The sequence below is a fragment of the Sulfurospirillum multivorans DSM 12446 genome, from assembly GCF_000568815.1.
In the GTDB taxonomy this organism is placed as follows: Bacteria; Campylobacterota; Campylobacteria; order Campylobacterales; family Sulfurospirillaceae; genus Sulfurospirillum; species Sulfurospirillum multivorans.
On the sequence record NZ_CP007201.1, the window covers coordinates 2,914,443 to 2,938,637 of the forward strand.

The following is a 24,195-nucleotide window of genomic DNA, read 5'->3' on the forward strand; positions in this document are numbered from 1 at the left end:
AGTTACAGAACCACAGTTTTGGTTGCATCCGTTGGCTCAGGAAGCCACGGTTTGAAATCTTCCGGCTTTTGCCAAATACCTTTTGGTGCGCTATTGGCTTTAGAAATCTTAACTTGATAGCCACGCAACGTATACGTTCCAAACATATCATTGTAAGGACCTGTATATTTGGAGAGAACATTCACATTCATCTCTTTCCAGCCTTTTGTAGGACTATCAAGGGTTTCAGGATTCCAAAAACGTTCCATGTAAACCGTATTCGGTGGGATTCCCTCCGTGACACGTGCTTTTGCTTGGATCTTTCCACGAAGTGATTCAACCCAAACCCAATCACCTTGTGCTACACCGTATTTTTGAGCCGCAATTGGGTTAACCCAAATCTCAGCTACAGGAAAAATCTCACGAAGAAATGGGCTATTGCGCAATGTTCCGTGATGGTAGATTGGTAAACGTCCATTGGTCATGACCAGTGGGTACTCTTTTCCCGTTTCAGATTTTGGATTTTCAGGTGGCTCCATATAGTAAGGAAGCGGATCGTAATCTTTGGAAGATGGTGGAAGATCATACGTTGTCCAAGGACGACCTGTACGACCCAGTGTTATAAAGCTCTCACCATACACTTCACATTTTTTAGAAGGTGTTCCAAACCCTTTTGGTTTTCCTGTTTTTGGATCAATCTCTTTATAAATGTAATAGCGTCTCCACTCATTATAAGGAACATAATCAAAAGGAACTTTAGCTTTATACTCTGCCCATGTCATGCCAAAGTATTGACTCCACCCATCTAACTGCTCTTCATAGGTGTTATAGTAAGGAAGCTCAGGTGCAGTTTCTTTAGGATCAAAGGCTCGCTTGCATGCTTCATGTCCAAGCTCACCACATTTTTTCGCCAACCTTGCCCAAAAGAAACTCTCATTACAGGTCTCCCAAAGATGTGTAACGGCTTGCCTAGCAAACATACGGTTGTGAGAACTGACAATAAAATCAGACTCTAACCATTCATTCATAGGAAGAAGATAATCCGCATAAGCTGAAAATGACGTAGGATAGACAAAGGCATGGACGACTAAATCCAATTGATTTAACCCTTCAATCCATTTAGCAGCGTCCGCGACCACAGCAAGTTTATTGCCAGAGCGCTCAATCCACGCATGAATGCCATAAGGTTTACGTGTTGTCATCGCTTCTAATAAGGCACCCGGTTGCGCAACCCACCACCTTAGCATTCCCTTATGCTCAATACTTCCTAAACGTTTACGTAGCTGCTCTTCAGGAAGGAATTCTTTCAACATCGTGGTACGAAGATTGCCGATTCCACCCCCGGCGTAACGTTGTAAAGCCGTACCTGGTTTTTCAACGTTCCCCATGAGCATATCAAGCGCTGCTGTACACATAGGCGCTTGCGCCGAATTGACATTGTGATCGGTTGCGACCCCTAGCGCAATACTTGAAGGCGTGTTTTTGGCATACAGATTGATTGCTTTTTCAATTTTATGGGCTTCTAATCCACACTCTTCGGCGACGCTTGCAATGGTAAAAGGCTCTACGCGCTCTTTAAGAAGGCTAAAACCTGTTTTACATGTAACGCCATTAACGCTAAAAGCACCTTCTAATGCAGGATCTAAATTATCATCCCATGGATAGGCAATTGGCTTAGCTGCATTGGTTTTTTTATCCCAAACAACAAAGGTATCCGCACGGCCACCGACGATCAGATCACTTTCGCGAAGGAGCATTTTTGTTTTGGTATTGACAAGATAAGGAAGATTGGTCCACTTCATGACAAAATCAAGGTCATACATGTTTTTTTCAATAATATATTTAATCCATCCCATCATCAATGCAACATCAGTGCCTGGACGAATCGGTAACCAGATATCTGCCTTAGCAGCGTCAGGTGTAAAACGTGGATCAATCACGATCGTTTGAACACCACGTGCACGAAGTTCCACTAAAGCACGTCCTGCTTGAGAAGGTCCACTGTACGATGGATCTGTTCCCCACAGTACAAACGTTTTCATCTTGATGTCATCGTAAAAATACGCTTCGATACAGTTAGAATCGCCTAAGCTTGTATTGCCAGAAGGTCCACCACCGTACATCATTTGATAGACCATTTGACGTGGCATATAACATTGTGAAGCACCAGGTTCAAACCAATTTGGGGTACCAAAAACATCACAAAAACGACAACAGCTGAGGAAGTTTGGATTTCCGCCACCGCCAGTGCTTCCCATGACCGCTTCGGCACCATATTTTTCACGGATTTCCATCAATTTTTTAGCAATGTCATCCAGTGCTTCATCCCAAGTGACACGCATCCATTTATTTTCACCACGCGCACCCATACGCTTCATTGGGTATTTATTGCGTTGAGGATGGTACAGTGCTGTAATTCCAGATAAGCCTTTAACGCATAAAGCACCTTCACTTCTCTCAAAGTCAGGATCGCCTTCAAGCTTAATCACACGACCATCTCGCACATGCGCTAAAACGCCACAATCGGCAGTACAGCTACGACAGTTCGTCTTCATAATTTTTGTTCCGGTACGTTCTTTGGTCATTGCAGTTTCGCTGGCTGCATTCGCCCGTGGGACAAGCCCACTTGACCACGAACTGCTTAGCGCACCAAAGGCGCCTATAACAGCAGTCGTCTTGAGAAAATCTCTTCTCCCGAGCGCTGGTTGTTCTATTTTTTCCATAAAGTTCTCCTTATAGGGTCAATCATTAGGAATGAAGATTGGCTGTATGTATAGACGATGATCCATTTTCATTCATCGCGTTCATGCCCATACGTGTCGTTTGCCATTTGTCTCTCCACTCCAAACCGCCGGCATTTTCAAGTGTCTCAATGAAATAGTTTGCATAAATTTTCGGACTTTCAAGAATCGGATTGCCTCGTAACATTACCTCAATTTCTGCTCTGGTTTGAGGAGCAACGCATGTGCTTAAAATTTGCCAATAGACGCTCACATAGGCAGGTTCTTGCATGAATAATGCGGCTATCTTATCGCCACTGTTTTCTTTATCCAGCACCGCCTTTCCTGCTATCGTCGTACGGAACATAAGCGCTTTTTCTTCTCTATCCGCTAAAACCACTTCTTCTATTCCATCGCACTCAATCAACCATGAGAGCAATAGTGAAACAGGCTGCAAAGAACTTTTCATCTCAGGATATGAGCATACTTCTTTAGCTATATCAACTGACGAGTGTGTTTCTTGGCAGAATGCAAGCATTTTAAAAAGAACGGTTTTATAGGCAGGTTCATAGACTATTCTTTGATGAATTTTTGCCATAGCTTCTTCTAAGCTTTGTAACGAGACCTTTTGAGTCCTATCCATTTTCAATCCTTTACCTATCAAATCTACATTCACTCTATTAACACAGTTACCCAAGAATCCTCTGGTCATAAGATTCTCTTACAAACAGATACAATAATGATATGATCTGTTTAGATTAATCGATTCATCTGTGTCATTATATGCTTCATTGCCACCTTTTGTCAAGACATATTTTATTAATTATTTATTCTTTTAATATCTCTTATAGTTTGCTATATCAATTTTTATATAAAAATAGATTACTTATTTTGTGAAATACTTCTCTAAAGTATTTAATATTTATAATTAATAATTTATTTTTAGTAATTTTCAACAATTTAGTGCTAGAATTATCGCAATATATAATTTTATATAAAGATTTTTTCGTTTTTATTTTTCTTATTTACGTTGATTGAGTGTTAATGAGGTATTTAAAATTATTGAAAGTTTGGTAAGATTGTTCAAGTGATCTTGTTTTTAACGTGTTTTACATGTAATGGTTTATCATTACGTTGTTGACACTTTAAAAGGGAATGTATAGGGGAGTTATGATGAGTAGAAAACGTTCAACTTTTACGACTGAGTTTAAAACGCACGTTGTTCTTGAAGCGCTTCAAGGGGAACTAACCATTTCACAATTAGCCACTAAATATGCTATTACATCTAAAAACATTCTCAATTGGAAACAACTTTTTTTAGACAATGCCGCGCTTGCTTTTGAAGCTACTGACTCAACCAAATCTTCCAAAGCCGAACTTGCCAAGCTCAAAAAGGAGAATGAAAAACTAAACGCTAAACTCAATAACGTAGCTTCGCAAAGGGATGCGGCGATCACGAAACTTCAAGGACTCGATGTCGCTGTCAAAAAGAAGCTCATCGATACACACTACAGCAAGCTCTCTATTGCTAGGCAATGTGAAATTATCAATCTGAATCGCACTTCTCTTTATTATGCACCCAAACCAACCGATGACAAAGACGCAAAAATCATCAATCGAATTCAGGAAATTCACACATCCATCTCCTCCGCTTACGGTTACCGTATGATGCATCAGCAACTGATTAAAGAGGGGTATCGTATTGGCGTCAATAAAGTACACAAGCTTATGAAAATGATGGAGCTACAAGCGAAACAGAAACAGGATGATCAAAACAAGATTCATCCCTATCTCTTACACGATCTTTCCCTTGCAAAACCAACTAAATTATAGTTTACATGTAAACATAATATTTAGGACTGAAGGCTTAGTTAATCAATAAATAATCTAAGGCAATGATCTCACGCTGTTTTTTCTCTAACGTATGGCTTCGCGCATTCATCAACCTTCTGTTGTGCGCGATAGATAAGCTTTGCAACGCACACCATACCACATCTCGCTCCGTTGTAACTTTTTCCACCATGAATGTTAATTTTTGATTCTCTTTAACATACTGTTCAACCCTTCTTTTTAATGCTTTTTTGGATCTTTGCGTCTCAAATATCTGTGAAGCATTGGCTAAGAATTGTTGTTTCCACATCGAAAGATTTTCAACGGTTGTTCCATATTGGGTGGCAATCTCTATGAGGTTAGGTTTTCCGTGTAACAATTCAAGAACAATTTTTGTCTTTAGTTCAGTGCTAAAGGTTATGGGTGATTGATTCATAAATTCCTCCTTTATCCATTTGGAAATTATTCAATTACCCCAATCTTAACACTAAAGCATCCAATAAGCAGTAAATGGTTGGTAACAATTCAAAATAGTTGTATATTTGTATATTTTACGTTTATTTATGCTCTAGTAGTTTACGACATACCCGTTATAATCGGATAAAAATGCTCAAAATACCTCTGAAATACTTTCATGTGCCATTTGAAAAATCGTCTTATATTTCTGAGATGAATGATATATTTTAAAAATAATTGAATTTATTTTTTTAGTTTTATAACTTTAGAGGTATAATGAGTCCATGATAAAAATTTTACTGATTGAAGATGATGTCGAATTAGCACGTCTCCTTCAACGCATACTTTTAACAGAAGAAGTCGAAACAGTCATGGCTTTTAATCCTGTTGAGGGGTTGAAAATCCTTGAGCATGAGACATTTGATGCCCTCGTGTTGGATCTTTCCCTACCCCAAATTGATGGCTTAGATGTCTGTCGCACCGTGAGGGCATCGTTTCCAGATCTTCCCATTATTATCTCATCTGCAAGGTCAGATACCGTCGATAAGATCATTGGTTTTGAACTCGGGGCAGATGATTATCTTCCAAAGCCTTATGAACCAATAGAATTAGCCTTTAGATTACGCGCTATTTTACGAAGAGGCATTCACGTAAAAACATCTTCGGAAGTTTTTAGTATTGATGAAAAACAACATGTTATCAAACGCAATAATCGTGAATTGAACCTCACAAAAGCTGAATATGATATTATGGCTTTTCTGCTTGACAAAGAAGGTTTTGTTATCTCACGCGAAGAGCTTTTGCTCAATATCAATTCGATTAAATTTCAAAGTGGACTCAAAAGTATTGATGTTATTATTGGACGAATTCGTCAAAAAATAGGCGATGATCCCAAAAATCCTCATTCTATCCTCTCTGTCAGAGGGGTAGGGTATAAATTTATCAATGCGTAATATTTCAATTATTAAACTTATCTCCTTTTTTTTTATTTTGGCGCTTGTCGTTATTAATATCTCTTTTACCATTGAATACAACAGGCAAATTAAGGACTTAAACTACTTTACCTTTCAACGTTTTATGATGGGAATGCGCACGATTGGAGAAGAGCCTCACAATAAGGATGCTCTGCTTGCAGAGCTTGGTATTAAACTAAGCGATACTCCAAAAAATGAGATACGCACCAACGGCAAAAAACTTCTTGAAGATTCGTATTGTGATATGATTTTGTATCACAATACACTCTATTTTGTCCCACGCGATCCCCCTCCTCCTAAAAAAGCTATGGTTAAAATCATGCTATTAGCAGGCATTGCTCCAAAGTCTGATGAAGAAGTCATTTCAATGGATGATCGACCCGCACTTGAAAACTTAGAAAATTTTTCACTCAATCGTTTATGGATTTTATGGGGAACCATGAATGTCGTAACCGTGATCTTTTTTATTATTGTCTTACGCAAGCTATTACGACTCCGTAATTTAAAAAGTGCTATTCGCGCGTTTGGTGATCAAACAATCTTTCAAGAAATCCCCGTAGATAGTAAAGATGAATTGGGAGAAATTGCGGCTGAATTTAATCTCGCTATGAAAAAAATTCACCTCTTGAAAGAATCTCGAACGCTCTTTTTGCGCAATATTTTACATGAGCTTAGAACACCTGTCATGAAAGGAAAAATCCTCGCAAGCATTATTAAAGATGACGAGTTTAAAGGACAGCTCAGGCAGATATTTATTCGGCAAGAGGTGCTTTTAGGCGAAATGGTCAAAGTTGAAAAATTGGCTTCTAACGAATGGATATTATCCACCAAAGAGTACCGCTTGGTGGACATTTTAGACCATGCAATTGACCTTCTTTTGATGCACGATACAAAGCGCATCTGTATTAATGCCGAAGATACGACGCCTATTCTTATGGCTGATTTTGAGCTTTTAGCCACGGCTGTTAAAAACTTACTGGATAATGCCCTCAAATATTCTAAAAATGACGTTATCGTTGATATATGTCCCGATCATATTAGTATCTGCAGTGATGGTGAAAAAATTCCTGAACAACGACTAGATTTTACACGCGCCTTTAACCGTGATATAGAAAGTACCAGTATTGGTTTGGGGCTTGGACTTTATATCGCCAACAGTATTATTTTGAAACACTCATTTGATCTTCTTTACCATCATGAAAATGGGAAAAACTATTTTCGCATCTTTTTTCAACCCATCTTACATAAGCCATACGAAGAAACTTCTGCCTAAAATACCTTCAGATGAAGATTAATGCAATCTAAAATAAATAGTTAGTTTAGCCATTGTCTTTGTTGTTAAAGCTTACTGGAATAGAGTGTACGTAGAGATAATTATTATCTTTTAACTCTATCAAGAAAGGTGCAAAAATGGCATATTCTAGACCTACATACAAACCGCGTTATGAAAACTTTATTGGTGGCGAATGGGTTCCACCTCTTAATGGTGAATATTTTGACAACCTCTCACCCGTTGATGGTGAACTTTTAACAAAAATTCCACGCTCTTCGGAAGCGGATGTCGATGCAGCGGTCGCTGCAGGTGTTAAAGCGTTTGAAACGTACAGACACACTTCGGTCATCGAGCGAAGTACCCTTCTAAATAAAATTGCCGACAAAATCGAAGCTAACCTCGAAGCGCTCGCTATTGCTGAGACGCTTGACAATGGTAAAGCCGTTCGCGAAACGTTAAATGCGGATGTTCCTTTGGTCATTGATCATTTCAGATACTTTGCTTCTGTCATTCGTGGCGAAGCTGGAACCGTTGCAGACCTTGATGAAAATACCATTTCTCAAGAGATTCACGAACCTTTAGGCGTTGTCGCGCAAATCATTCCATGGAACTTCCCACTCTTAATGGCCGCATGGAAGATTGCTCCAGCAATCGCCGCTGGAAACTGCGTTGTTTTAAAACCAGCGAGTGCAACCCCAATGTCAATCCTCCTTTTAATGGAAACCATCCAAGATGTGTTACCAAAAGGCGTGGTCAATATCATTAACGGTGCAGGCGGGAAAATCGGCAAGCATCTTGCCACGCACCCAGACATCAAAAAAGTAGGCTTTACGGGTGAGACGACGACTGGTCAGCTCATCATGCAGTACGCTACTGAAAATATTATTCCTTCTACACTTGAACTCGGTGGTAAATCGCCTAATGTTTTCTTTGAATCCATTATGGCGAAAGACGATGAATTTTTTGACAAAGCGATCGAAGGCTTGGTACTCTTTGCCTTTAACAGTGGCGAAGTCTGCACATGCCCTTCACGCGCACTCATTCAAGAGTCCATCTATGAGCCGTTTATGAAACGTGTTCTAGAGCGCGTTAAAGCGATCACCCAAGAAAATCCTCTTGATCCGACGACCAAAATGGGAGCGCAAGCTTCAGTCAATCAAAAAGAGAAAATCTTGGATTATATTCGCATCGGTAAAGAAGAAGGGGCTGAATGCCTTATCGGTGGAGCTGAGTATAAAAACAAAACCTTCCCAAAAGGCAATTACATTCAACCAACCATCTTCAAAGGTCACAATAAAATGCGTATCTTCCAAGAAGAGATTTTTGGACCTGTGCTATGTGTGACTACCTTTAAAGATGAAGCCGAAGCGCTTGCCATTGCCAATGACACGATTTACGGTCTAGGCTCAGGCGTGTGGTCAAGAGACGCGCATCAACTCCACAGCATGTCACGTGGCATTGAAGCGGGACGTGTGTGGGTCAACTGCTACCATCTCTACCCATCACATGCCTCTTTTGGTGGGTATAAAAAATCAGGTATCGGTCGTGAGACGCACATGATGATGCTTAATGCCTATCGCCATACCAAAAACATCTTGACGTCCTACAATAAAAATAAATTAGGCTTCTTTTAGCCTACCCAAACGCATGGGCATCAAAGCCCATGCACCTCTTTTTGAAAGGAGCTCAAATGAGCATCCATCGTCTGAGTGCGACAGCTGAAGCGCTTAAAGTCATCGAAATGCTCAAACGTGAGTACGGAGAACTTGTTTTCAATCAAAGTGGGGGCTGTTGCGATGGCACGGCACCGATGTGTTATGAAAAAAAAGATTTTCACGTTCCTTCCCGCAATGTCAAAATGGGTGAAGTCGGTGGCTGTGAGTTTTTCATCGACAAAGACCAATTTGAATATTTTCGTTACTCTCAAATCGTCTTAGATGTGAAAGAAGAAAAAGCCGCGTTTGGCAACTCTTTTTCATTGGAAATTGATGAAGGGTATCAGTTTATTACACGTTCGCGTATTTTTAGCGATGAAGAAAACAGGCTTTTGAGAGAACAGGAGAAGTGAAATTCACTTCTCCACTTTGTTAGAGTTTCTCTTTATAATCAATAGCGGTGACACTTAGATTATCAAGCGTAATCACTGTCATTAGATCCTCTTTTTTAGGAAAATACGCCACATCCTTTTCATTCTCCAAAAGCCCTATCGCATAAGGATATTTCTTAAACTTTGGCATCATAAACATACTCATGACGATACTTGGAACAGCGGTTGCGTCCATAAGATAAAGCGCACTGTTTTCGCTTAAGTAATTGGGATTGGCTTCAAAAAAAGCTTTCATCACATCGCCTTGAGATTTGGTGTAGGCAATGATAATCTGCTTGGTTTGCGGTGTAATGCTCATTGTTTTTTCAAACTGATCTTTAATCGCAGGCGCTTGAATCGGCGAGCCCTCTTTCAATGTGTCAGCAAAGAGTCCAAAAGGCAAAATGAGCGCGATGAGGAGTAGAAGTTTTTTCATAGAATTCCTTTAATTGATAATTATTCTCTGATTGTATCTTTTCAAAGTAAATAGCAGATTAACAAAAATTGATCAATCTTCTCAGTAAAGTTTGAAAAAAGCATGCTATACTTTATTCACATTAGACGCTTTACATGTAAAAGGAAATTCCCATGAAAATTGCTGTGATTACCCCTCTTTTCTCGCGCTCACGTGAGCTGATGAACGAGCTTACCTTTCATTTTCCAGATGTCAAACACAATGCGGACAACACGCTTAAAACCAAAGAAGATATGATCGCTTTTTTGCACGATGTCGATGGGGCGATTGTCGGGCGTGAAATGATCGACGATGAGATCTTAAGCGCGTGTCCTAGGCTTAAAATCCTCTCACGTTACGGTGTCGGACTGGACAATCTTGACCTTGACGCGATGCAAAAAAGAGGCGTGAAGCTTGGTTGGAGTGGTGGAACGAACAGCAATTCGGTCGCCGAAATCACGCTTTCGTTGATGCTTTCACTCATCCGCAACCTGCACATTGCAACGACCCTTTTAAAACAGCACACATGGAAAGTCAATGGAGGAAGTGAACTTAGCGGCAAAACCATCGGTCTGTTTGGTTTTGGAAACATCGCCAAGCGTCTGATTGAGCTTTTAAGCCCTTTTCACTGCACCATTCTTGTCTGCAACCGTACCCACGATGAAGCCGAAGCGCAAAAGTATGGCATCACCTTTGCAACCAAAGAGCGCATTTTAGAAGAAGCGGACATCATCTCTATTCATCTGCCACTCACCCCTACGAGTCAAAACCTCTTCTCAACCGATGCATTTAAAGCGATGAAAAAAAGCGCATTTATTATTAACACAGCACGCGGTGGCATCATCGATGAAGAAGCGCTCAAAGTGGCGCTTAAAAATGGTGAAATCGCAGGAGCGGGACTGGAAGCGTTTGAGGTAGAGCCTACGCAAAATTGGGAGCTGATCGACCTTCCAAACCTTGTCTGCACGCCGCATCTTGGGGGAAATTCTAAAGAAAGCATTTTAGCGATGGGCTACGCCTGTATCGATCATCTCAAGAATTTTTTTATTATGAAATAAGTTATCAGAATTTTATTCTTTTTAGGTACAATAAGACCGATTTTGTGTTAGCAGGGAAGAAATGGAAGATTCATTCAGTCACGCCGAAAAAATAATTGATCAGTTTTTAACAGAGTTCGATCCAAATCGTTACCTCTTTCTGGATGTGCTTTACCGTTTTGAAGAAGAGGATCTTGAGCCGATTATCTCTGCCATTTCTCATTGTAAACTCCCCAAGCGTTATGCTTCGTATGTCGATGTTTTACACGAAAAATTTGCCAATAAAGTCGATCTGAATGCCTCGGATCTTTTTATCTGCACGGATGATGAAATCTACATCAAACGTTATTTTCAAGTTGAAATACCTGAAAACAGTGCAGATCGCAGAGCGTGCGGCATTCCAAATGAAACGCTTGCTGGCTATAAAAAACAGTATTTCCCGAACAATGAATACAAAGAGCGTTTATTGACCCTGCTCCCTTTTGCCATCAACAGTACCCTCAACGTCAAGAAAATCAATCCGATGGAGTTTAAAACACTCTTCATTCCAACCTTCGTCAACCTTGCAGACATCGTGATCATCGAATCAACAGAGATAGAAGACTTGCGAAGCATTCGTGGGCTGAGTTTTTTTATTTTGCGCGAAATATTTGAAGATTTGATGCTGCTTGTCGCTGAGGATATTTTGCTGCACTTTTCCAACCAAGAGAAAAAGGCGATTGATTTTCTAAGTCACTTTGGTATTCACGAAACCATCGATGCGAAGGGAAACCGTTACAAACCAAATCCTATCTTAGATGAGAGCAAACGGGCTTGGAATATGACGACAATTCGCTCCACCATGATTCAATTTAAAAAGTCCAAACAGACACTTTACGATAGACGCAACGATATTGCCATTATCAAGAAAAAACTCGACCAACTCCGCAATGAATCCAAAGAGATCAGCCAGCAGATCAAAAAAGAGCACCTTGGTCTCAAAGATGTCGAAGAAAAAGCCGATCAAACGCGCACAACGCTTGAAAGACTTGAAACAAACGATGCAAAAGAGGTGAAGTTTTTAGAAGATGGTGAGGAGAAAAATTTTGATCGCAGAAGTTTAATGGCACAACTCTACCGAAAAGAAGACTCGATTTTAAACCAAAGAACACGTCACCAAAAAGCACTCAAAGAGCTCGACCTAGCCCTTGCCAATAAGCAAAAAGAGATCTACGTCTGGGAGCGGCGTTTTGGCGAAACCGAAAAATCGCTTGTCATCCTCGAATCCCAAGGACACCCTATTGATGGGCAATACGAGCGAATTCGAAGAGCGCTTGCTAAAACGCTCTCGCAAAGGTAATACGTTAAGCCGATAATTTTTGTTTGATCTTCTCAAAAGCCTCTTCGTCGATCTCACCACGCGCAAAACGCTTACGGGCTATCTCCAATGCTTCGTCTTCTTTTTCGCGATGATGGCAAGACGATTTGCCTCCTCGCATCATCATAAAGAGCACTAAAATCACCATCGGAAATATAATCATCCACGGCATAAAAAACCCATGCCCCATCCATTCATATCCATACATTTTGGCTCCTTGAAATAACGTTGTACCATTGTAGTCCTTTTGTGTGAACAACGTGTTAATTAAACTGCTCAAACCTCTTTAAGACTCAAGCTCACTTTGCCTTTTTCTTTGTCCACTTCGATGACACGAATGCGCGTTAACTGTTGGTTGATGCTGAGCACTTCCAACGGATGCGCGATGCGCTTGTCACTCATCTGCGAGATGTGAATCAGCCCATCGTTTTTAAGTCCAATGTCCACGAACGCCCCAAAATCGGCAATATTTCGTACCACACCCGAAACGATAGAGCCTTCACTGAGTTCACTAATATCCGTCAGATCAGAACGAAACGCAATCGGTGGCAAGCTCTCTCGTGGGTCAAATCCAGGTTTTAAAAGCTCGGCGATAATGTCTTGAAGCGTTGCTTCGCCAATGCCCTGCTCTTTTGCTAATGCGATAATCTGCTCTTTGGAAAGCGTTGCCAAATCAGCACGTTTTAAAAGCTTCTGCGCCGTCGCATAACTCTCAGGGTGAACGCCCGTATTGTCGAGCACACTTTTGCCCTCACGAATGCGAAAAAACCCTGCACATTGCTCGTACGCTTTGGCACCTAACCCCTTTACATGTAAGAGTTCGCTTTTACATGTAAACGCCCCTTTGCTTTCACGGTGCTCGACGATGGCTTTGGCAAGTTTTGCGCCAACACCTGCCACATAGGAAAGTAGAGAGATCGAAGCGCTGTTGGGGTCAACCCCGATGCGATTCACCAAATCTTCAATGACTTCATTCAGTTTCTTCTCCAACTGTTTTTGATCGACATCGTGTTGGTATTGACCAATTCCTAGCGACTTTGGATCAATCTTAACGAGTGCTGCCATCGGGTCACGCAGACGTTGCGCGATGGAAATGGCACCCCGTATCGTCACGTCAAGATTCGGGTACTCTTCGGTGGCGATTTTCGACGCAGAGTAGATGGAAGCGCCCGCCTCTGAAACCACGGTATAGGCAAGATTCAGCCCCTCTTCGCGGTTAAGTCGTGCAAAAAACTCTTGGCTTTCGCGCGAACCCGTGCCATTGCCAATCGCCACGGCGGTGATGTGGTACTTCTGCGTAAACTCTTTAATGACTTTAGCAGACTTTTCATAGTCACTTTGCGGTGGTGTCGGGTAGATAACCGCGTGGGTTAGGTACGTGCCATGTTCATCGACAACCGCGAGTTTACACCCTGTGCGATACGCTGGGTCAACACCTAAAATCACGCGCTTGGTAACGGGCGGTGTGTTGAGAAGTTGTGAAAGGTTTTTACCAAAGGTCGCAATCGCTTGCGTGTCAGCTTTTTCTTTGATAAGTGCGTGAATTTCGCGCTCTAATGAAGGAAACAAAAGTCGTTTAAACCCATCCAAATAGGCTTCAAGTAAGAGTGTTTTCGAGCTTTTAGCATTGCGCGGAATGCGGTAACGCTCTATCGCACTTTCCACCCTCTCCATGTCGTGCAGTATCTTTACATGTAACTCTTTTTCGCTCACACCTCGCATCATCGCGAGGTAACGATGGGAGGGAATAGACGCGATTTTTTCGGCTTTACCCGCAAGTTTGGCGTAAAGTCCATCAGCTTTGAGCATTTTAGTCGCTTTGATCTCAAACGAAGCGTAATCATGCAGTTGCGCCCTCCAATACTCACGCTCTTTCGCATCGTCACTGTAACGCTCCGCGATAATGTCTTGCGCACCTGCAATCGCCTCTTTGACACTTCCAATTTTCTCATTCACAAAACCCTGCGCCTTTTTCTCAAACGCTTCTAGCTCTAACTCTGCACGCTCTAAAACATCGGCTAATGGACTGAGCCCCGCCGCAATCGCTACTGCCGCGCGCGTATTTTTCTTCTCTTTGTAGGGTCTGTAAATATCTTCCAACTCTTGCAGTGTCTCCGCCTTTTCAACCGCTTTTTTCACCTCATCGTTCACTTCGATTTTTTCAGCAATCAGTCGTAAAATCTCCTCTTTGCGATCATGCAATTTTTTCGCATACGCATAAATGCTATCAAATTCACGAAGCTGTTCATCGCTCGCTCCACCCGTCATCTCTTTGCGATACCGCGCGATAAAAGGGATGGTAGAGCCCTCTTCAAGGAGTTTTAAAATGTTGATAATGTTCTCTTTGGCAATGCCTGTTTTTTGAACTAAAATGGGAATAAGTGGGTTCATAAAATTAAATTCCTTAGGCTTTACATGTAAAGGTTTTTTGAGGGAGTATTTTAGCGGAAATGAGCCAATAAATTGCTCACAGGGTAATGTATTGGCTTTAATGTTTAGTTATAACTTAGTGCTAATAGCTCAAGTGATGAATACCCTGTTCCAAAATCATCCATTGAAAACGTCACTCCCAATTTTTTGAGCTTCTTTTTGCGAGGAGATGTCACCTAGCGTGAGATGCAATGTTACGACGCCATGCACATCGTGTTGAATAGATACATTCAAATGTGCCCAAAAGAGTGTGTCATCTCCTTTGGTCATCTGCAACTCACATGGCTCTGTTTTGTGCGTTTTAAGAAGTTTTTGGAAGTATAAATACCACGTGTCTTGATTTTCACGAGCGATAAAGGTCGTGATAGACCGACCCAACAGTTTGCCCTTAGGCAAAACAAGCAATGTTGCCATCGTGAGGTTTGCTTGAAGAATTTTTCCCTCTTCGCTAAGCGTGCAATACCCAACGGGAGCGTGTTCATACAGATCAAAATAGCGTTCTTTGACGATGTAAAGCTCTTCTTTACTCTGCAGTAATTCCTCATTTTGTATTTCAAGTTCGATTTGATGAATACATAATTCTTGAAGAACTTTTTGAATCATTTCAAGAGAGTTTTCTTTTTTTTGTAACTGGACTTTCTTAAAAAAAAGATATTCTGCCTTTTCGCGTAATGTGGGTTGTAACGCTTCTGGATTGCTTATTGCTTTCATTGGGATACACCTAAAGTAGAATCATCCAAGCGCTCGGTGGTCGCTACTGCATACATTTTACCCGTCTCATCCATCAGTGCCGTTGCAGTAATCCAAACATCTCTTATCGACCCATCTTTGGCGAGGCGCTGTGTCAGATAGGGCGCTAAAATCTCATGACGACTGAGCTGAATGATTTTTTTCAGTGCTTCTTTGCGTGTGGACTCAGGTACATGGTCGTTCATCGTTAGCTTTAACGCCTCTGTTTCGCTCCAACCGTACATCTGCGTGGCACTTTTATTCCAAGCAAGGATATTGCCTTTTAAATCATGCATAATGATCGCATCATTGGCATCATTTACAATCACCGCCAAACGGCGCAAGGCTTTAATTTCTGTAATATCCACAAAACTCACCACCACACCTTCAACAACATTTTCAAGGGTTCGATAGGGAATGATATGCATCATATACCACTTATCGGTCGTTGAACATACTTTTATTTCCGTGGGGATGAGCGTATCAAGTACAGCTTGCGCATCTGCTTGTAAGGAGGTGTAATTAAGCAGATTGGGGACGATATGCCCTATGGGTCGTCCGATATCCCCCGTAATAAGATTGATGATGAGCGCACACGAGGGGGTAAAGCGCATCACATGAAGCTTTTTGTCCAAAAAGAGTGTCGCAACGCCTGTGCCTGAGAGTAAATTGTTCATGTCATTGTTGGCTTGGGAAAGTGCGATAATTTTTGTTTGAAGTTCAGAATTGACCGTGGAAAGCTCTTCATTGAGGGATTGCATCTCTTCTTTGGAGGTTTCGAGCTCTTCGTTGGTTGATTGAAGTTCTTCGTTCATAGATTGTAACTCTTCGTTGAGCGATTGTAACTCTTCTACGCCTGTCTCTTCATTTTTCAAAGGAGAACTTTTTGGCACTAAACCAGCCTCGCTGTAGAGATAAAGCTTATCCCCTCCAGCGTTAACAAACACATTGGCTAAAGGTTGCTTGTTTTGTTCACGTACCAATGGAATGTTAGAGGAAGAAAAGCGTCTGCTTTCCAACGTAGGAAGAGGAAGAACATGCTCCATCAGCTTTCGTCTTGAATCATCTGGATTGACAACACAGCGATAGAGTTTTGCTTTTTGGTCAATGACGGAGAAAAGATGTTCAAATTCTCCAACACCCTCAGAACTACCTAAAAAAAGAACGCCATTAGGATTGAGGGCATACTGAAATAAAGGGATGATTTTTTTCTGCAAAGTGGGGTTCATGTAAATCAAAAGATTGCGACAGCAGATCAGGTCAAGTTTGGAAAAAGGAGGATCTCGGGTGATATTTTGTTCAGAGAAAATGACCATATCGCGAACATTTTTATTGATGCGGTAGGTCTTACCATCAGACCCTAACGTGAAATAAGATGCTAGTCGTTTGGGCGAAACATCCTCTACGATATCCGAAGTATAAAGACCTGCACGCGCGTTTGCAATGGCTCGTTCATCAATGTCGGTTGCAAAGATTTGAATCGCAAAAGAGAGTTTAGATACCTCTTTGTATTCTGCTAAAAGTATCGCCAAAGAATACGCCTCTTCACCACTCGAACAGCCACAAGACCACGCTCGAAAGGGATTGCTCATCGACTTGCCCGTTAAAAGTTCAGGAATGATTTTTTTCAATGCTTCAAAGGCACTTTTATCACGAAAAAAGTGCGTGACGCCTATTAAGACATCTTGAAACAGTGCCTCAATTTCATCGGGTGTTGTTTTCAAATAGGTCGCATACTTTTCCAACGACTCAATGCCTACAACATCCATCCTTCTCGCAATGCGACGATGAATGGTATTGGGTTTGTACTGTGAAAAATCATGACCTGTTTGTTCACGAAGAAGGATAAAAATCTTTTTAAGAACATTTTCATGTTTGAGTGCAAAATCAAAAGGAGGCTCAGTTAAAAGCGTGTCTCGTGTAGACTTGATGTAATTCATGAGTGCAACGCCCATCTCTTCAGGTGGCAGGGTATGATCAACCAAACCCGTCCCTATAGCACTACTTGGCATACCGTCATATTGGGCAGAAGCGATACTTTGCGCCATCACCATACCGCCATTTTCCTTGATATCTACAATCCCTTTTGTGCCATCACTTCCTGTGCCTGAGAGCACGATACCAATGGCATTGTGGTGTTGGTCTTTGGCTAAAGCGTTAAAAAAGAAGTTAATAGGGAGGTGTAGACCTTTTTTTTTGGTGCGATTTGACAGTTTAAATGCCCCATCCATCAGTGAGATATCGTGCGCTGGAGGGATGATATAAACACAATTGGGCTCAACCATCATGCCATCCGTTATCTCAAAAACGCTCATAGGTGTATATTTTCCGATAATCTCGACAAGGCTACTTTTAAAATCAGGAGAGAGATGCTGAATTAACACAAAAGCACACGGAACGGGATCCTGAGGCATACGAGAAAAAAAAGCTTCAAATGCCGCCAATCCACCAGCAGAAGCCCCAATACTAACAATGGGAAACGTTTTTGTGTCTGTCTCTTTGGGCGGAGTCTGATTTTTCTTTTTTAGCATCACGGTATCTCCCATGTAAAAATATAAGCATTTCCTTAGAGTATACTATGATATACCCTCTAAAGAGGGTGGTGTTAGGAAATAGCGCGAAATTTCAAAAAAACAAGCTAACGTACGATGTCACAATATCAGCTTGATGAGAGTCCTATCTATGGGGATAAGTGGATTTATGAAATTAAATTCCTTGCTTTACATGTAAAGATTTTTTGGAGGGGTATTTTAGCGGAAACTTAGGATAGAGTTTAACGTTTAGTTCCTTTCCACCAACTCTTCTTTCATCATTTCTATTTGAGTTTTAAGCATTGGAAACTGTTCGGTAATCACTTTCCAAACAATCTCTTCATCGATTTCAAAGTACCAATGAATGAGTTTATCGCGCATTTTTGCCATGAGAGACCAAGGGATTTGAAGGTATTTTGAGGCTATTTCATCGGGAATTTGTTTAGTGGCTTCGCCGATGACTTCTATTTCGCGTACACACGCACTGACTGTTTTATCATCCGCCTTGAAGCGTTCAAAGTCATAGCCAGAGGTGAAAGATTCTATCTTCTGAATACTTTTAAGAATGTCATCCAGATACAAAAGATAATTGCGTTTCATACCGCAATCGCTTCTTTGAGAATGCTTTGGGAGAGTTCGGCGCGGAGTTTTCGTTTGGGGACTAAGTCGACATTTTTACCCAATGCGATTTTAAGTTTTTCTTCGAGTTCGATAAAGGTTAACAAATCAGGTGTTTGTGAAAAATCAACGAGCACATCCACATCACTATTTTGGGTTGCTTCATCTCGTGCCATTGAGCCAAAAAGAGCCAATGATGTGATGTGATAATTTGATGCAAGCTGAGCTTTTAAAGCAGATAATTTTTGCAAAATCAACTCTTTTTCACTCATCTTTTCTTCCCCTAAATTTTTAATTTTATTGTACCAAAAAAGTCTATTACTTCGATAATGTTAGCTTTACATGTAAAGCTAAAAATCATTTCTGAATTGTATGAGCATCTACAGCCAAAGGAACTCTTCGTATCACAAAGCCTGTTGGGGTTTTGTAGATTTCAAAGCGTTGGTTGAGCGTGATTTCTTGGTAGACGGAGCTTCCGTATTCGATATCGACAAAGGGGTTCCAGCCAAGCAGCGTGAAGCGGTCTAGCAATGTGTTTTCGCCAAGATCGTGTGAGAGTTTTTGCTGAGTGTTTTGATCTTCGCTTTTTTTATAGCGCCCTTCAAAGCGCTCTAAAACGTAGCGTGAGTCCAGTTTTAGAAGTGTTGACCAGTATTTCATTTTCATAAATTTAGCATCGATGCGCCACTGTTCACCATAGATCTTAAAATCTCCAACCACTTTGCCATTTTCGCCATTCAAATGCGCGATATGAAAACCACTGCTATCGTAGGGTTTGGTAAAGTAAACTGTTGCAACGAGTGTCTCTTGCGTGAGGGCGGTATAGGTCCAGGAAAACAGCACTACCAAAACAGCATTTAACACAAGACTTGCAAGGATCAGCCCAAAAGAGATTCGCATTAAAAATCGTCTCATTTTTTCTCCAATAGCTCGTTTATCTTCCCTCTATCATAACTCAATTATTCCATACAATGCTAAAAATCATGCTCGCTCTAAACCTTACGATAAACTTTTCTACTCGATTCCCAACGAAAAAAGTTTATTGATAACTCTCTTTATTATTTTAATTTACGTCATAAAATTACTCATAAAGTATAAGATGATGTAATATTTTGGTAATTTCCACTCAGTATTATTGTGTAAAAAATTGTACGATTGCGTCAATTAAAGGAACAATATGCATCTTGGATTTAAGCAAAAAATCATCGTATCCGCAGGCCTATTTTTAGGAGCATCTCTCTTCATTTTTGGAATGTTAAGTTTTATCAATCTCAAACAAGACCTACGGCAAGAGATAGAACAGACACAATTAGCCAAAGCACATGCGTTAAAACTGGAGATTGATTCGTGGTTTGATGCTCAAAAAATCGTCCTAGAGACAACCGCGGAAGACATTGCCCACTTGCCTGAATTTACAAATGTTACGATAAAACCTTACCTTCAAACAGCGTTTAAAAAGACTAAAGCTACCGTAGCATACATGGGTGTGGAAGAGAATGGTTTGATGGTGTACAGTGACCAAACGAAACAGGAAGAGGGGTATGATCCTAGGAAACGACCGTGGTACATCAAGGCAAAAGCGGAAGGAAAATCTGTCCTCACCGATGTTTATACCGATGCCACCACAGGACAACCTACTATTTCCATCGCCACACCTGTATTTGTAAATGGCGTGTTCACAGGTGTTGTTTCCAATGATGTCTACTTGACCCAAGTGATGGAGAAGATTAACGCGACAAAATTTGAAGGTGGTTATGCCTTTGCAACCGATGCTATGGGAAAAAGAAATGTTCACCCTGATCCAAAATTAATTGGGAAAGTGCTGTATGACGCCAATGAGTCGCTTAAGAATCTTGAGCTTCTTGTCAAAAATAGCCCTGAAGGCATTTATAACTATCAAGCAAGCAACGGAAAAGATAAAGTATTAGTTTTCAATAAGCTAGAAAATAGCTGGATTATTTTTGTGACCATAGACAAAGACGTTGCTTTCAAAGCTATCGATCAGATGTTCATCACGTTAACTATCTCTGGAAATATTCTGCTTGGGCTTTCGCTTATTCTGTTGTGGTTTATTCTCAATGCGCAGTTTAAGCCTCTGGAGAGACTCAATGATGTCATCAAAAACCTTTCTAGCAATGATGGTGATTTGACACAACGCCTTATGATACATTCAAGAGATGAGTTAGGCAAGATGAGTCAAAACATCAATCTCTTCATCGATAAAATTCATACCATCATTACAACGGCAAAAATAAACAGTGCGGAAAATGCTTCCGTGGCACATGAGCTCTCTATCTCTGCGATTGATGTGGGTAAACGTGCTGAAGAAGAAACGCTTATCGTGACTAAAACCACCACGGAAACTACTTCATTAAAAGCCTATTTGAGAGAATCTAGACATAGTGCAGAAAGCTCTAAAAATGAATTACATGAGGTCACACAAAGCCTTAATAAAGTCGAAGAAAATGTCTCCAACCTCTCAAGTCTTCTTCAAAATACCGCCCACAACGAAATCGAACTTGCGAATAAACTCACTCTTGTGAGTGATAATACCAATGAAGTGAAAAACGTCCTTAATGTCATCAATGACATCGCCGATCAAACCAATCTTCTTGCACTCAATGCCGCCATTGAAGCAGCAAGAGCGGGAGAACATGGAAGAGGATTTGCAGTGGTTGCGGATGAAGTACGCAAACTAGCTGAGCGTACGCAAAAGTCCTTGGTCGAGATCAATGCGACCATCAATGTTGTCACACAATCCATCAATGATGTCAGTGTTGAGATGAATACTAACTCTGAAAATATCACTAAAATCTCTGGCATTTCCATCAATGTCCAGTCCAATGTTTCAGAAGTGGCAACCGTTCTTGCACGTACCATCACCAACACGCAAAAAACCATTCAAGACTACATCGATACATCCAATCAGATTGATGCCATTACCAAAGATATCGAAGCAATTAGTACATTGACCCATACCAATACACGTAGTGTCGAAGAGATCGCAGGAGCGAGTGAGCACCTTCATGAACTCACGGAAACACTCAATCATGAATTATCGAAGTTTAAATCATAATTTACACTCTGGACAAGCAAATGGCTTGTCCACTCTCTTTTACATGTAACGATCGAAGGCTACTCGTCCTTAAACACAAACCCCTGAGCCATCAAAACTTTGCCTGTTTTTCGGTAGTAAATGCTCGAATACGCCTTTGAGGTAATCTCCGCGTAAGTAGGCATTGAGCCGCTTCCGGTTGCGTCTCTGAAGGCTTTAAAGGTTTTATCATACTCCAACACGCCTTTTTTCACTTTTTCGCTATCGTAGCTATCTTCCATCGCAAAACTCTCGAGTGCAACGCGTGGTTTAAGCGGTGCATTTTTAGCATCTTGTGTTGGAACGCCGATGGTACATCCTACGGCTAAGAACGTTTTTGGGGGAAGATTGAAGAGGTTTACCATCGTGTCGGAACTTTCACGCACCGCGCCGATACAGGTTGTGCCGTATCCCAACGCTTCGGCGGCGACTTGAAGGTGAATGAGCATGATGCCCGCATCGACAGCCCCGACCATAATTCCCTCGGCACTCTGCTCGATGACGTGTTTTTTGCCCATGCTCTCGGTAATGATATTTGTGCGATTAAAGTCGATGACAATGCCGACAAAAACATCGGCTGTGGCAATGTGCGCTTGATGGTTGCACAACTCGGAAATCTGTTTGAGTTTGGCTTTATCGCGTGTGTAAACGAGGCTTATTTGTTGCGCGTTGATGGACGTTGGAGCACGTTGAGCCGTTTTAAAGATAAGCTCTAAGTGCTCATCGCTGATCACTTCACCCGTAAATTGGCGGATGGATTTTCGATTTTGCAGTTGTTTGATCGTTGGATTTTCCATTGTTTCTCCTATAAGATTTTTTCTAATTTTTGAAGCGACATGCGCTCTATTTTATCACCCATAAATGCTTTATACACTTTAAAGTGCTCTTTTTCCATATGCGCCGCCAAAAGTGCTTCACTCTCCCACGTCTCAATGAAAACATAGGTGTTTTCTTGTTCGATATCTTGATGCACATCGTACTGCAAACAGCCTTTATCGTCTTGATGGGTTGCTTTATGCAACGTGGTTAGCGCCTCCAAAACACCTTCACTTTTGGACTCTTTCAAAACGACGGTTGCGATTAAAACGATTTTTTTCATCTGCTCTCTTTTTTAAGTTATCTGCAAAGTATAGAAGTTATGCACTTAAAATACTCTTACGATACTTTTGGAATGTAAGAGAAAAATAGCATTTCTTCTTTACATGTAAACTTCATCTACTTTGTTATAATGTTCTATTCGTGTCGTATCGACGCAAAGGAGACGATGGAAGTGTTGATAGAATGGTATATATTTGCGGTCTTTATCCTTTCAAGCTTTTTACAAACCACGACTGGATTTGGTTATGCGATCATAACAGCACCGCTTTTAGCCCTTGTGTTAGACCCCAAAGATACGGTGATGATCACCATGCTGACCGGTCTTATCATACGACTGATGATGCTGAAAACAACGCATCATGATGGTAGTTTTAAAGCGATCTCGCCTTTTTTGATCACGAGTATTTTAGGGGCGATGCTTGGGGCGTATTGTCTGCGTGTCATCAATGTCGATCTGCTGAAACTCTTTATGGGCGGAATCTTACTTATTTTTACGTTCCTTTTGTGGAAAAACTATCACGTCACGATTCGTCATCATACGTTTGCAAAAGCCATCGCGGGCGGATTGAGTGGTTTTTTGGCGACGACCACGAGTCTCAATGGGCCACCGATTATTTTATATTATCTCAACGCCAAAGCAGAAGAACATGCACGTGTTTTAAGAGGCAATTTGACGCGGTATTTTTTACTGATCAATCTCGTCTCGATCATTTTGTCGTACATAGCAGGCACCCTCAAATTACAAGAACTCTGGGTCATCTTGCTTTTTTCTATTCCGGCATTGGCTATAGGATTTTATCTGGGGGGAAAGTTGTTTCACCGTATTAATGCGGAAATTTTCAAAAAAATAGCATTGGGGATGGTTGTGGTGAGCAGTGTCGTGCTGATCTTTAAAGCAGTCAGCTAAAGAAGCCCTAGATAACTAGGACTTCTTCGCTTTTTTTTCTTCGCGTTTCTCTTTGAGCGACTTCTCGGGTTTCTTCTTGACTTCTTTTTTCATATCTTTACTTTTTGCCATGGTCTCTCCTTTTTGAAGTTGGTTACTACGCATTTATTGTACAAAGGTTATGCTTAATTTGGATCAATATTGATATTCGTCAAGGACATAATTTTCTATTTATTATATATTTTTAAAAGTTCATCCAAAAAGGGAAACGTTATGAAAAAAGTTCTTTTAGGTTTACTCCTCGCTTCTGTTTCAACTCTATTTGCGGCAGACGGTGCTGAAATTTATAAAGCAAAGTGTCTCTCCTGTCACGGGGATAAAGCATCTAAAGCAGCACTCAACAAATCTCAAATTATTGCGGGATGGGATGCAGAAAAAATCATCGCTTCTGTCAATGGTTATAAAAATGGCGAAGGTGGCGCAATGAAAGGCGTTATGAAACCTATCGCTTCAGGTCTCAGTGATGATGATTTAAAAGCAGTTGCAGCGACCATCGCTTCTTACAAATAGTCACCTGTACCGATAAGAAGAAGTAGAGTTTGCTTCTTCTTATCTGCGTAGATTCACTGATTGTTTCTCGGAA

At 41.0% G+C, this 24,195-nt stretch carries 23 protein-coding genes; 10 read left to right on the forward strand and 13 right to left on the reverse strand.

Going from position 1 to position 24,195, the window contains the following annotated elements; translation table 11 throughout:
• Positions 1–2: 2 nt before the first annotated feature.
• Positions 3–2,702 carry a molybdopterin-containing oxidoreductase family protein gene (locus SMUL_RS15105; RefSeq protein WP_190278595.1) on the reverse strand — a complete coding sequence of 900 codons (2,700 nt, stop codon included), beginning with the start codon at positions 2,700–2,702 and terminating at the stop codon, positions 3–5.
• 25 nt (positions 2,703–2,727) lie between these two features.
• Entirely contained in the window at positions 2,728–3,342 is a 615-nt protein-coding gene (locus SMUL_RS15110; RefSeq protein WP_025346089.1) for a hypothetical protein, read from the reverse strand.
• A 527-nt stretch (positions 3,343–3,869) separates the two neighbouring features.
• Here SMUL_RS15110 and SMUL_RS15115 point away from each other — a divergent pair.
• A complete protein-coding gene (locus SMUL_RS15115; protein WP_025346090.1) occupies positions 3,870–4,532 on the forward strand; it encodes an IS3 family transposase in 663 nt (220 codons plus the stop codon).
• A gap of 34 nt (positions 4,533–4,566) precedes the next feature.
• On the opposite strand, the gene SMUL_RS15120 is transcribed toward SMUL_RS15115, so the two are convergent.
• The gene (locus SMUL_RS15120) at positions 4,567–4,965 is read right to left on the reverse strand and encodes a transposase (protein ID WP_025346091.1); all 399 of its coding nucleotides are present in this window, start codon (positions 4,963–4,965) and stop codon (positions 4,567–4,569) included.
• Between the two features lie 304 nt (positions 4,966–5,269).
• Between SMUL_RS15120 and SMUL_RS15125 the strand changes: the two genes are divergently transcribed.
• The 4 genes from SMUL_RS15125 (at position 5,270) to SMUL_RS15140 (ending at position 9,300) form a co-directional block, all read left to right on the forward strand.
• Positions 5,270–5,938 carry a response regulator transcription factor gene (locus tag SMUL_RS15125; protein ID WP_025346092.1) on the forward strand — a complete coding sequence of 223 codons (669 nt, stop codon included), beginning with the start codon at positions 5,270–5,272 and terminating at the stop codon, positions 5,936–5,938.
• A complete protein-coding gene (locus SMUL_RS15130; protein ID WP_025346093.1) occupies positions 5,931–7,232 on the forward strand; it encodes an ArsS family sensor histidine kinase in 1,302 nt (433 codons plus the stop codon). The genes SMUL_RS15125 and SMUL_RS15130 overlap by 8 nt, the downstream gene beginning before the upstream one ends.
• A 137-nt stretch (positions 7,233–7,369) precedes the next feature.
• Positions 7,370–8,866, forward strand: a complete 1,497-nt coding sequence (locus SMUL_RS15135; protein ID WP_025346094.1) for an aldehyde dehydrogenase family protein — start codon at positions 7,370–7,372, stop codon at positions 8,864–8,866.
• Between the two features lie 56 nt (positions 8,867–8,922).
• A complete protein-coding gene (locus tag SMUL_RS15140; protein ID WP_025346095.1) occupies positions 8,923–9,300 on the forward strand; it encodes a DUF779 domain-containing protein in 378 nt (125 codons plus the stop codon).
• A 19-nt stretch (positions 9,301–9,319) separates the two neighbouring features.
• On the opposite strand, the gene SMUL_RS15145 is transcribed toward SMUL_RS15140, so the two are convergent.
• On the reverse strand, positions 9,320–9,754 hold the full coding sequence (locus SMUL_RS15145) for a hypothetical protein (protein ID WP_025346096.1): 435 nt from the start codon (positions 9,752–9,754) through the stop codon (positions 9,320–9,322).
• A gap of 152 nt (positions 9,755–9,906) precedes the next feature.
• Here SMUL_RS15145 and SMUL_RS15150 point away from each other — a divergent pair, with 152 nt between their 5' ends.
• A complete protein-coding gene (locus tag SMUL_RS15150; RefSeq protein WP_025346097.1) occupies positions 9,907–10,830 on the forward strand; it encodes a phosphoglycerate dehydrogenase in 924 nt (307 codons plus the stop codon).
• Positions 10,831–10,891: 61 nt separating this feature from the next.
• On the forward strand, positions 10,892–12,148 hold the full coding sequence (locus tag SMUL_RS15155; protein WP_025346098.1) for a hypothetical protein: 1,257 nt from the start codon (positions 10,892–10,894) through the stop codon (positions 12,146–12,148).
• A 4-nt stretch (positions 12,149–12,152) separates the two neighbouring features.
• Here the strand turns inward: SMUL_RS15155 and SMUL_RS15160 are convergent, their stop codons facing one another.
• The 7 genes from SMUL_RS15160 to SMUL_RS15190 form a co-directional block, all read right to left on the reverse strand.
• Positions 12,153–12,374 (reverse strand): SHOCT domain-containing protein, encoded by a 222-nt coding sequence (locus SMUL_RS15160; protein ID WP_025346099.1) that lies wholly within the window; start codon positions 12,372–12,374, stop codon positions 12,153–12,155.
• A 68-nt stretch (positions 12,375–12,442) separates the two neighbouring features.
• Positions 12,443–14,557, reverse strand: a complete 2,115-nt coding sequence (locus SMUL_RS15165) for a helix-hairpin-helix domain-containing protein (protein WP_025346100.1) — start codon at positions 14,555–14,557, stop codon at positions 12,443–12,445.
• A 156-nt stretch (positions 14,558–14,713) separates the two neighbouring features.
• Positions 14,714–15,307, reverse strand: a complete 594-nt coding sequence (locus SMUL_RS15170; RefSeq protein ID WP_025346101.1) for a PAS domain-containing protein — start codon at positions 15,305–15,307, stop codon at positions 14,714–14,716.
• Positions 15,304–17,856 (reverse strand): CheR family methyltransferase, encoded by a 2,553-nt coding sequence (locus SMUL_RS15175; protein WP_038534082.1) that lies wholly within the window; start codon positions 17,854–17,856, stop codon positions 15,304–15,306. The genes SMUL_RS15170 and SMUL_RS15175 overlap by 4 nt, the downstream gene beginning before the upstream one ends.
• A 249-nt stretch (positions 17,857–18,105) precedes the next feature.
• A complete protein-coding gene (locus SMUL_RS15180; protein WP_025346103.1) occupies positions 18,106–18,456 on the reverse strand; it encodes a HepT-like ribonuclease domain-containing protein in 351 nt (116 codons plus the stop codon).
• On the reverse strand, positions 18,453–18,746 hold the full coding sequence (locus SMUL_RS15185) for a nucleotidyltransferase family protein (protein ID WP_025346104.1): 294 nt from the start codon (positions 18,744–18,746) through the stop codon (positions 18,453–18,455). The genes SMUL_RS15180 and SMUL_RS15185 overlap by 4 nt, the downstream gene beginning before the upstream one ends.
• An 85-nt stretch (positions 18,747–18,831) precedes the next feature.
• Positions 18,832–19,389 (reverse strand): hypothetical protein, encoded by a 558-nt coding sequence (locus tag SMUL_RS15190; protein WP_025346105.1) that lies wholly within the window; start codon positions 19,387–19,389, stop codon positions 18,832–18,834.
• A gap of 262 nt (positions 19,390–19,651) precedes the next feature.
• On the opposite strand from SMUL_RS15190, the gene SMUL_RS15195 reads away from it, so the two are divergent.
• Positions 19,652–21,550: a methyl-accepting chemotaxis protein gene (locus SMUL_RS15195; protein ID WP_025346106.1), complete on the forward strand. Its 1,899-nt coding sequence runs from the start codon at positions 19,652–19,654 to the stop codon at positions 21,548–21,550.
• A 59-nt stretch (positions 21,551–21,609) separates the two neighbouring features.
• On the opposite strand, the gene SMUL_RS15200 is transcribed toward SMUL_RS15195, so the two are convergent.
• Positions 21,610–22,365: a nitroreductase family protein gene (locus SMUL_RS15200; RefSeq protein WP_025346107.1), complete on the reverse strand. Its 756-nt coding sequence runs from the start codon at positions 22,363–22,365 to the stop codon at positions 21,610–21,612.
• Positions 22,366–22,373: 8 nt separating this feature from the next.
• A complete protein-coding gene (locus SMUL_RS15205) occupies positions 22,374–22,667 on the reverse strand; it encodes a putative quinol monooxygenase (RefSeq protein ID WP_025346108.1) in 294 nt (97 codons plus the stop codon).
• 165 nt (positions 22,668–22,832) lie between these two features.
• Here SMUL_RS15205 and SMUL_RS15210 point away from each other — a divergent pair, with 165 nt between their 5' ends.
• Together SMUL_RS15210 and SMUL_RS15215 are read left to right on the forward strand one after the other, a co-directional pair.
• Positions 22,833–23,573, forward strand: a complete 741-nt coding sequence (locus SMUL_RS15210; protein ID WP_025346109.1) for a sulfite exporter TauE/SafE family protein — start codon at positions 22,833–22,835, stop codon at positions 23,571–23,573.
• 252 nt (positions 23,574–23,825) lie between these two features.
• Positions 23,826–24,122 carry a c-type cytochrome gene (locus SMUL_RS15215; protein ID WP_025346110.1) on the forward strand — a complete coding sequence of 99 codons (297 nt, stop codon included), beginning with the start codon at positions 23,826–23,828 and terminating at the stop codon, positions 24,120–24,122.
• Positions 24,123–24,195: the final 73 nt, after the last annotated feature.

What these genes read in the sequence shown, in the direction of transcription:
- SMUL_RS15105 (WP_190278595.1), bottom strand. Translation starts at nt 2,702, where the DNA reads ATGGAAAAAATAGAACAACCAGCGCTCGGGAGAAGAGATTTTCTCAAG.
- SMUL_RS15110 (WP_025346089.1), bottom strand. Translation starts at nt 3,342, where the DNA reads ATGGATAGGACTCAAAAGGTCTCGTTACAAAGCTTAGAAGAAGCTATG.
- SMUL_RS15115 (WP_025346090.1), top strand. Translation starts at nt 3,870, where the DNA reads ATGATGAGTAGAAAACGTTCAACTTTTACGACTGAGTTTAAAACGCAC.
- SMUL_RS15120 (WP_025346091.1), bottom strand. Translation starts at nt 4,965, where the DNA reads ATGAATCAATCACCCATAACCTTTAGCACTGAACTAAAGACAAAAATT.
- SMUL_RS15125 (WP_025346092.1), top strand. Translation starts at nt 5,270, where the DNA reads ATGATAAAAATTTTACTGATTGAAGATGATGTCGAATTAGCACGTCTC.
- SMUL_RS15130 (WP_025346093.1), top strand. Translation starts at nt 5,931, where the DNA reads ATGCGTAATATTTCAATTATTAAACTTATCTCCTTTTTTTTTATTTTG.
- SMUL_RS15135 (WP_025346094.1), top strand. Translation starts at nt 7,370, where the DNA reads ATGGCATATTCTAGACCTACATACAAACCGCGTTATGAAAACTTTATT.
- SMUL_RS15140 (WP_025346095.1), top strand. Translation starts at nt 8,923, where the DNA reads ATGAGCATCCATCGTCTGAGTGCGACAGCTGAAGCGCTTAAAGTCATC.
- SMUL_RS15145 (WP_025346096.1), bottom strand. Translation starts at nt 9,754, where the DNA reads ATGAAAAAACTTCTACTCCTCATCGCGCTCATTTTGCCTTTTGGACTC.
- SMUL_RS15150 (WP_025346097.1), top strand. Translation starts at nt 9,907, where the DNA reads ATGAAAATTGCTGTGATTACCCCTCTTTTCTCGCGCTCACGTGAGCTG.
- SMUL_RS15155 (WP_025346098.1), top strand. Translation starts at nt 10,892, where the DNA reads ATGGAAGATTCATTCAGTCACGCCGAAAAAATAATTGATCAGTTTTTA.
- SMUL_RS15160 (WP_025346099.1), bottom strand. Translation starts at nt 12,374, where the DNA reads ATGTATGGATATGAATGGATGGGGCATGGGTTTTTTATGCCGTGGATG.
- SMUL_RS15165 (WP_025346100.1), bottom strand. Translation starts at nt 14,557, where the DNA reads ATGAACCCACTTATTCCCATTTTAGTTCAAAAAACAGGCATTGCCAAA.
- SMUL_RS15170 (WP_025346101.1), bottom strand. Translation starts at nt 15,307, where the DNA reads ATGAAAGCAATAAGCAATCCAGAAGCGTTACAACCCACATTACGCGAA.
- SMUL_RS15175 (WP_038534082.1), bottom strand. Translation starts at nt 17,856, where the DNA reads ATGCTAAAAAAGAAAAATCAGACTCCGCCCAAAGAGACAGACACAAAA.
- SMUL_RS15180 (WP_025346103.1), bottom strand. Translation starts at nt 18,456, where the DNA reads ATGAAACGCAATTATCTTTTGTATCTGGATGACATTCTTAAAAGTATT.
- SMUL_RS15185 (WP_025346104.1), bottom strand. Translation starts at nt 18,746, where the DNA reads ATGAGTGAAAAAGAGTTGATTTTGCAAAAATTATCTGCTTTAAAAGCT.
- SMUL_RS15190 (WP_025346105.1), bottom strand. Translation starts at nt 19,389, where the DNA reads ATGAGACGATTTTTAATGCGAATCTCTTTTGGGCTGATCCTTGCAAGT.
- SMUL_RS15195 (WP_025346106.1), top strand. Translation starts at nt 19,652, where the DNA reads ATGCATCTTGGATTTAAGCAAAAAATCATCGTATCCGCAGGCCTATTT.
- SMUL_RS15200 (WP_025346107.1), bottom strand. Translation starts at nt 22,365, where the DNA reads ATGGAAAATCCAACGATCAAACAACTGCAAAATCGAAAATCCATCCGC.
- SMUL_RS15205 (WP_025346108.1), bottom strand. Translation starts at nt 22,667, where the DNA reads ATGAAAAAAATCGTTTTAATCGCAACCGTCGTTTTGAAAGAGTCCAAA.
- SMUL_RS15210 (WP_025346109.1), top strand. Translation starts at nt 22,833, where the DNA reads ATGGAAGTGTTGATAGAATGGTATATATTTGCGGTCTTTATCCTTTCA.
- SMUL_RS15215 (WP_025346110.1), top strand. Translation starts at nt 23,826, where the DNA reads ATGAAAAAAGTTCTTTTAGGTTTACTCCTCGCTTCTGTTTCAACTCTA.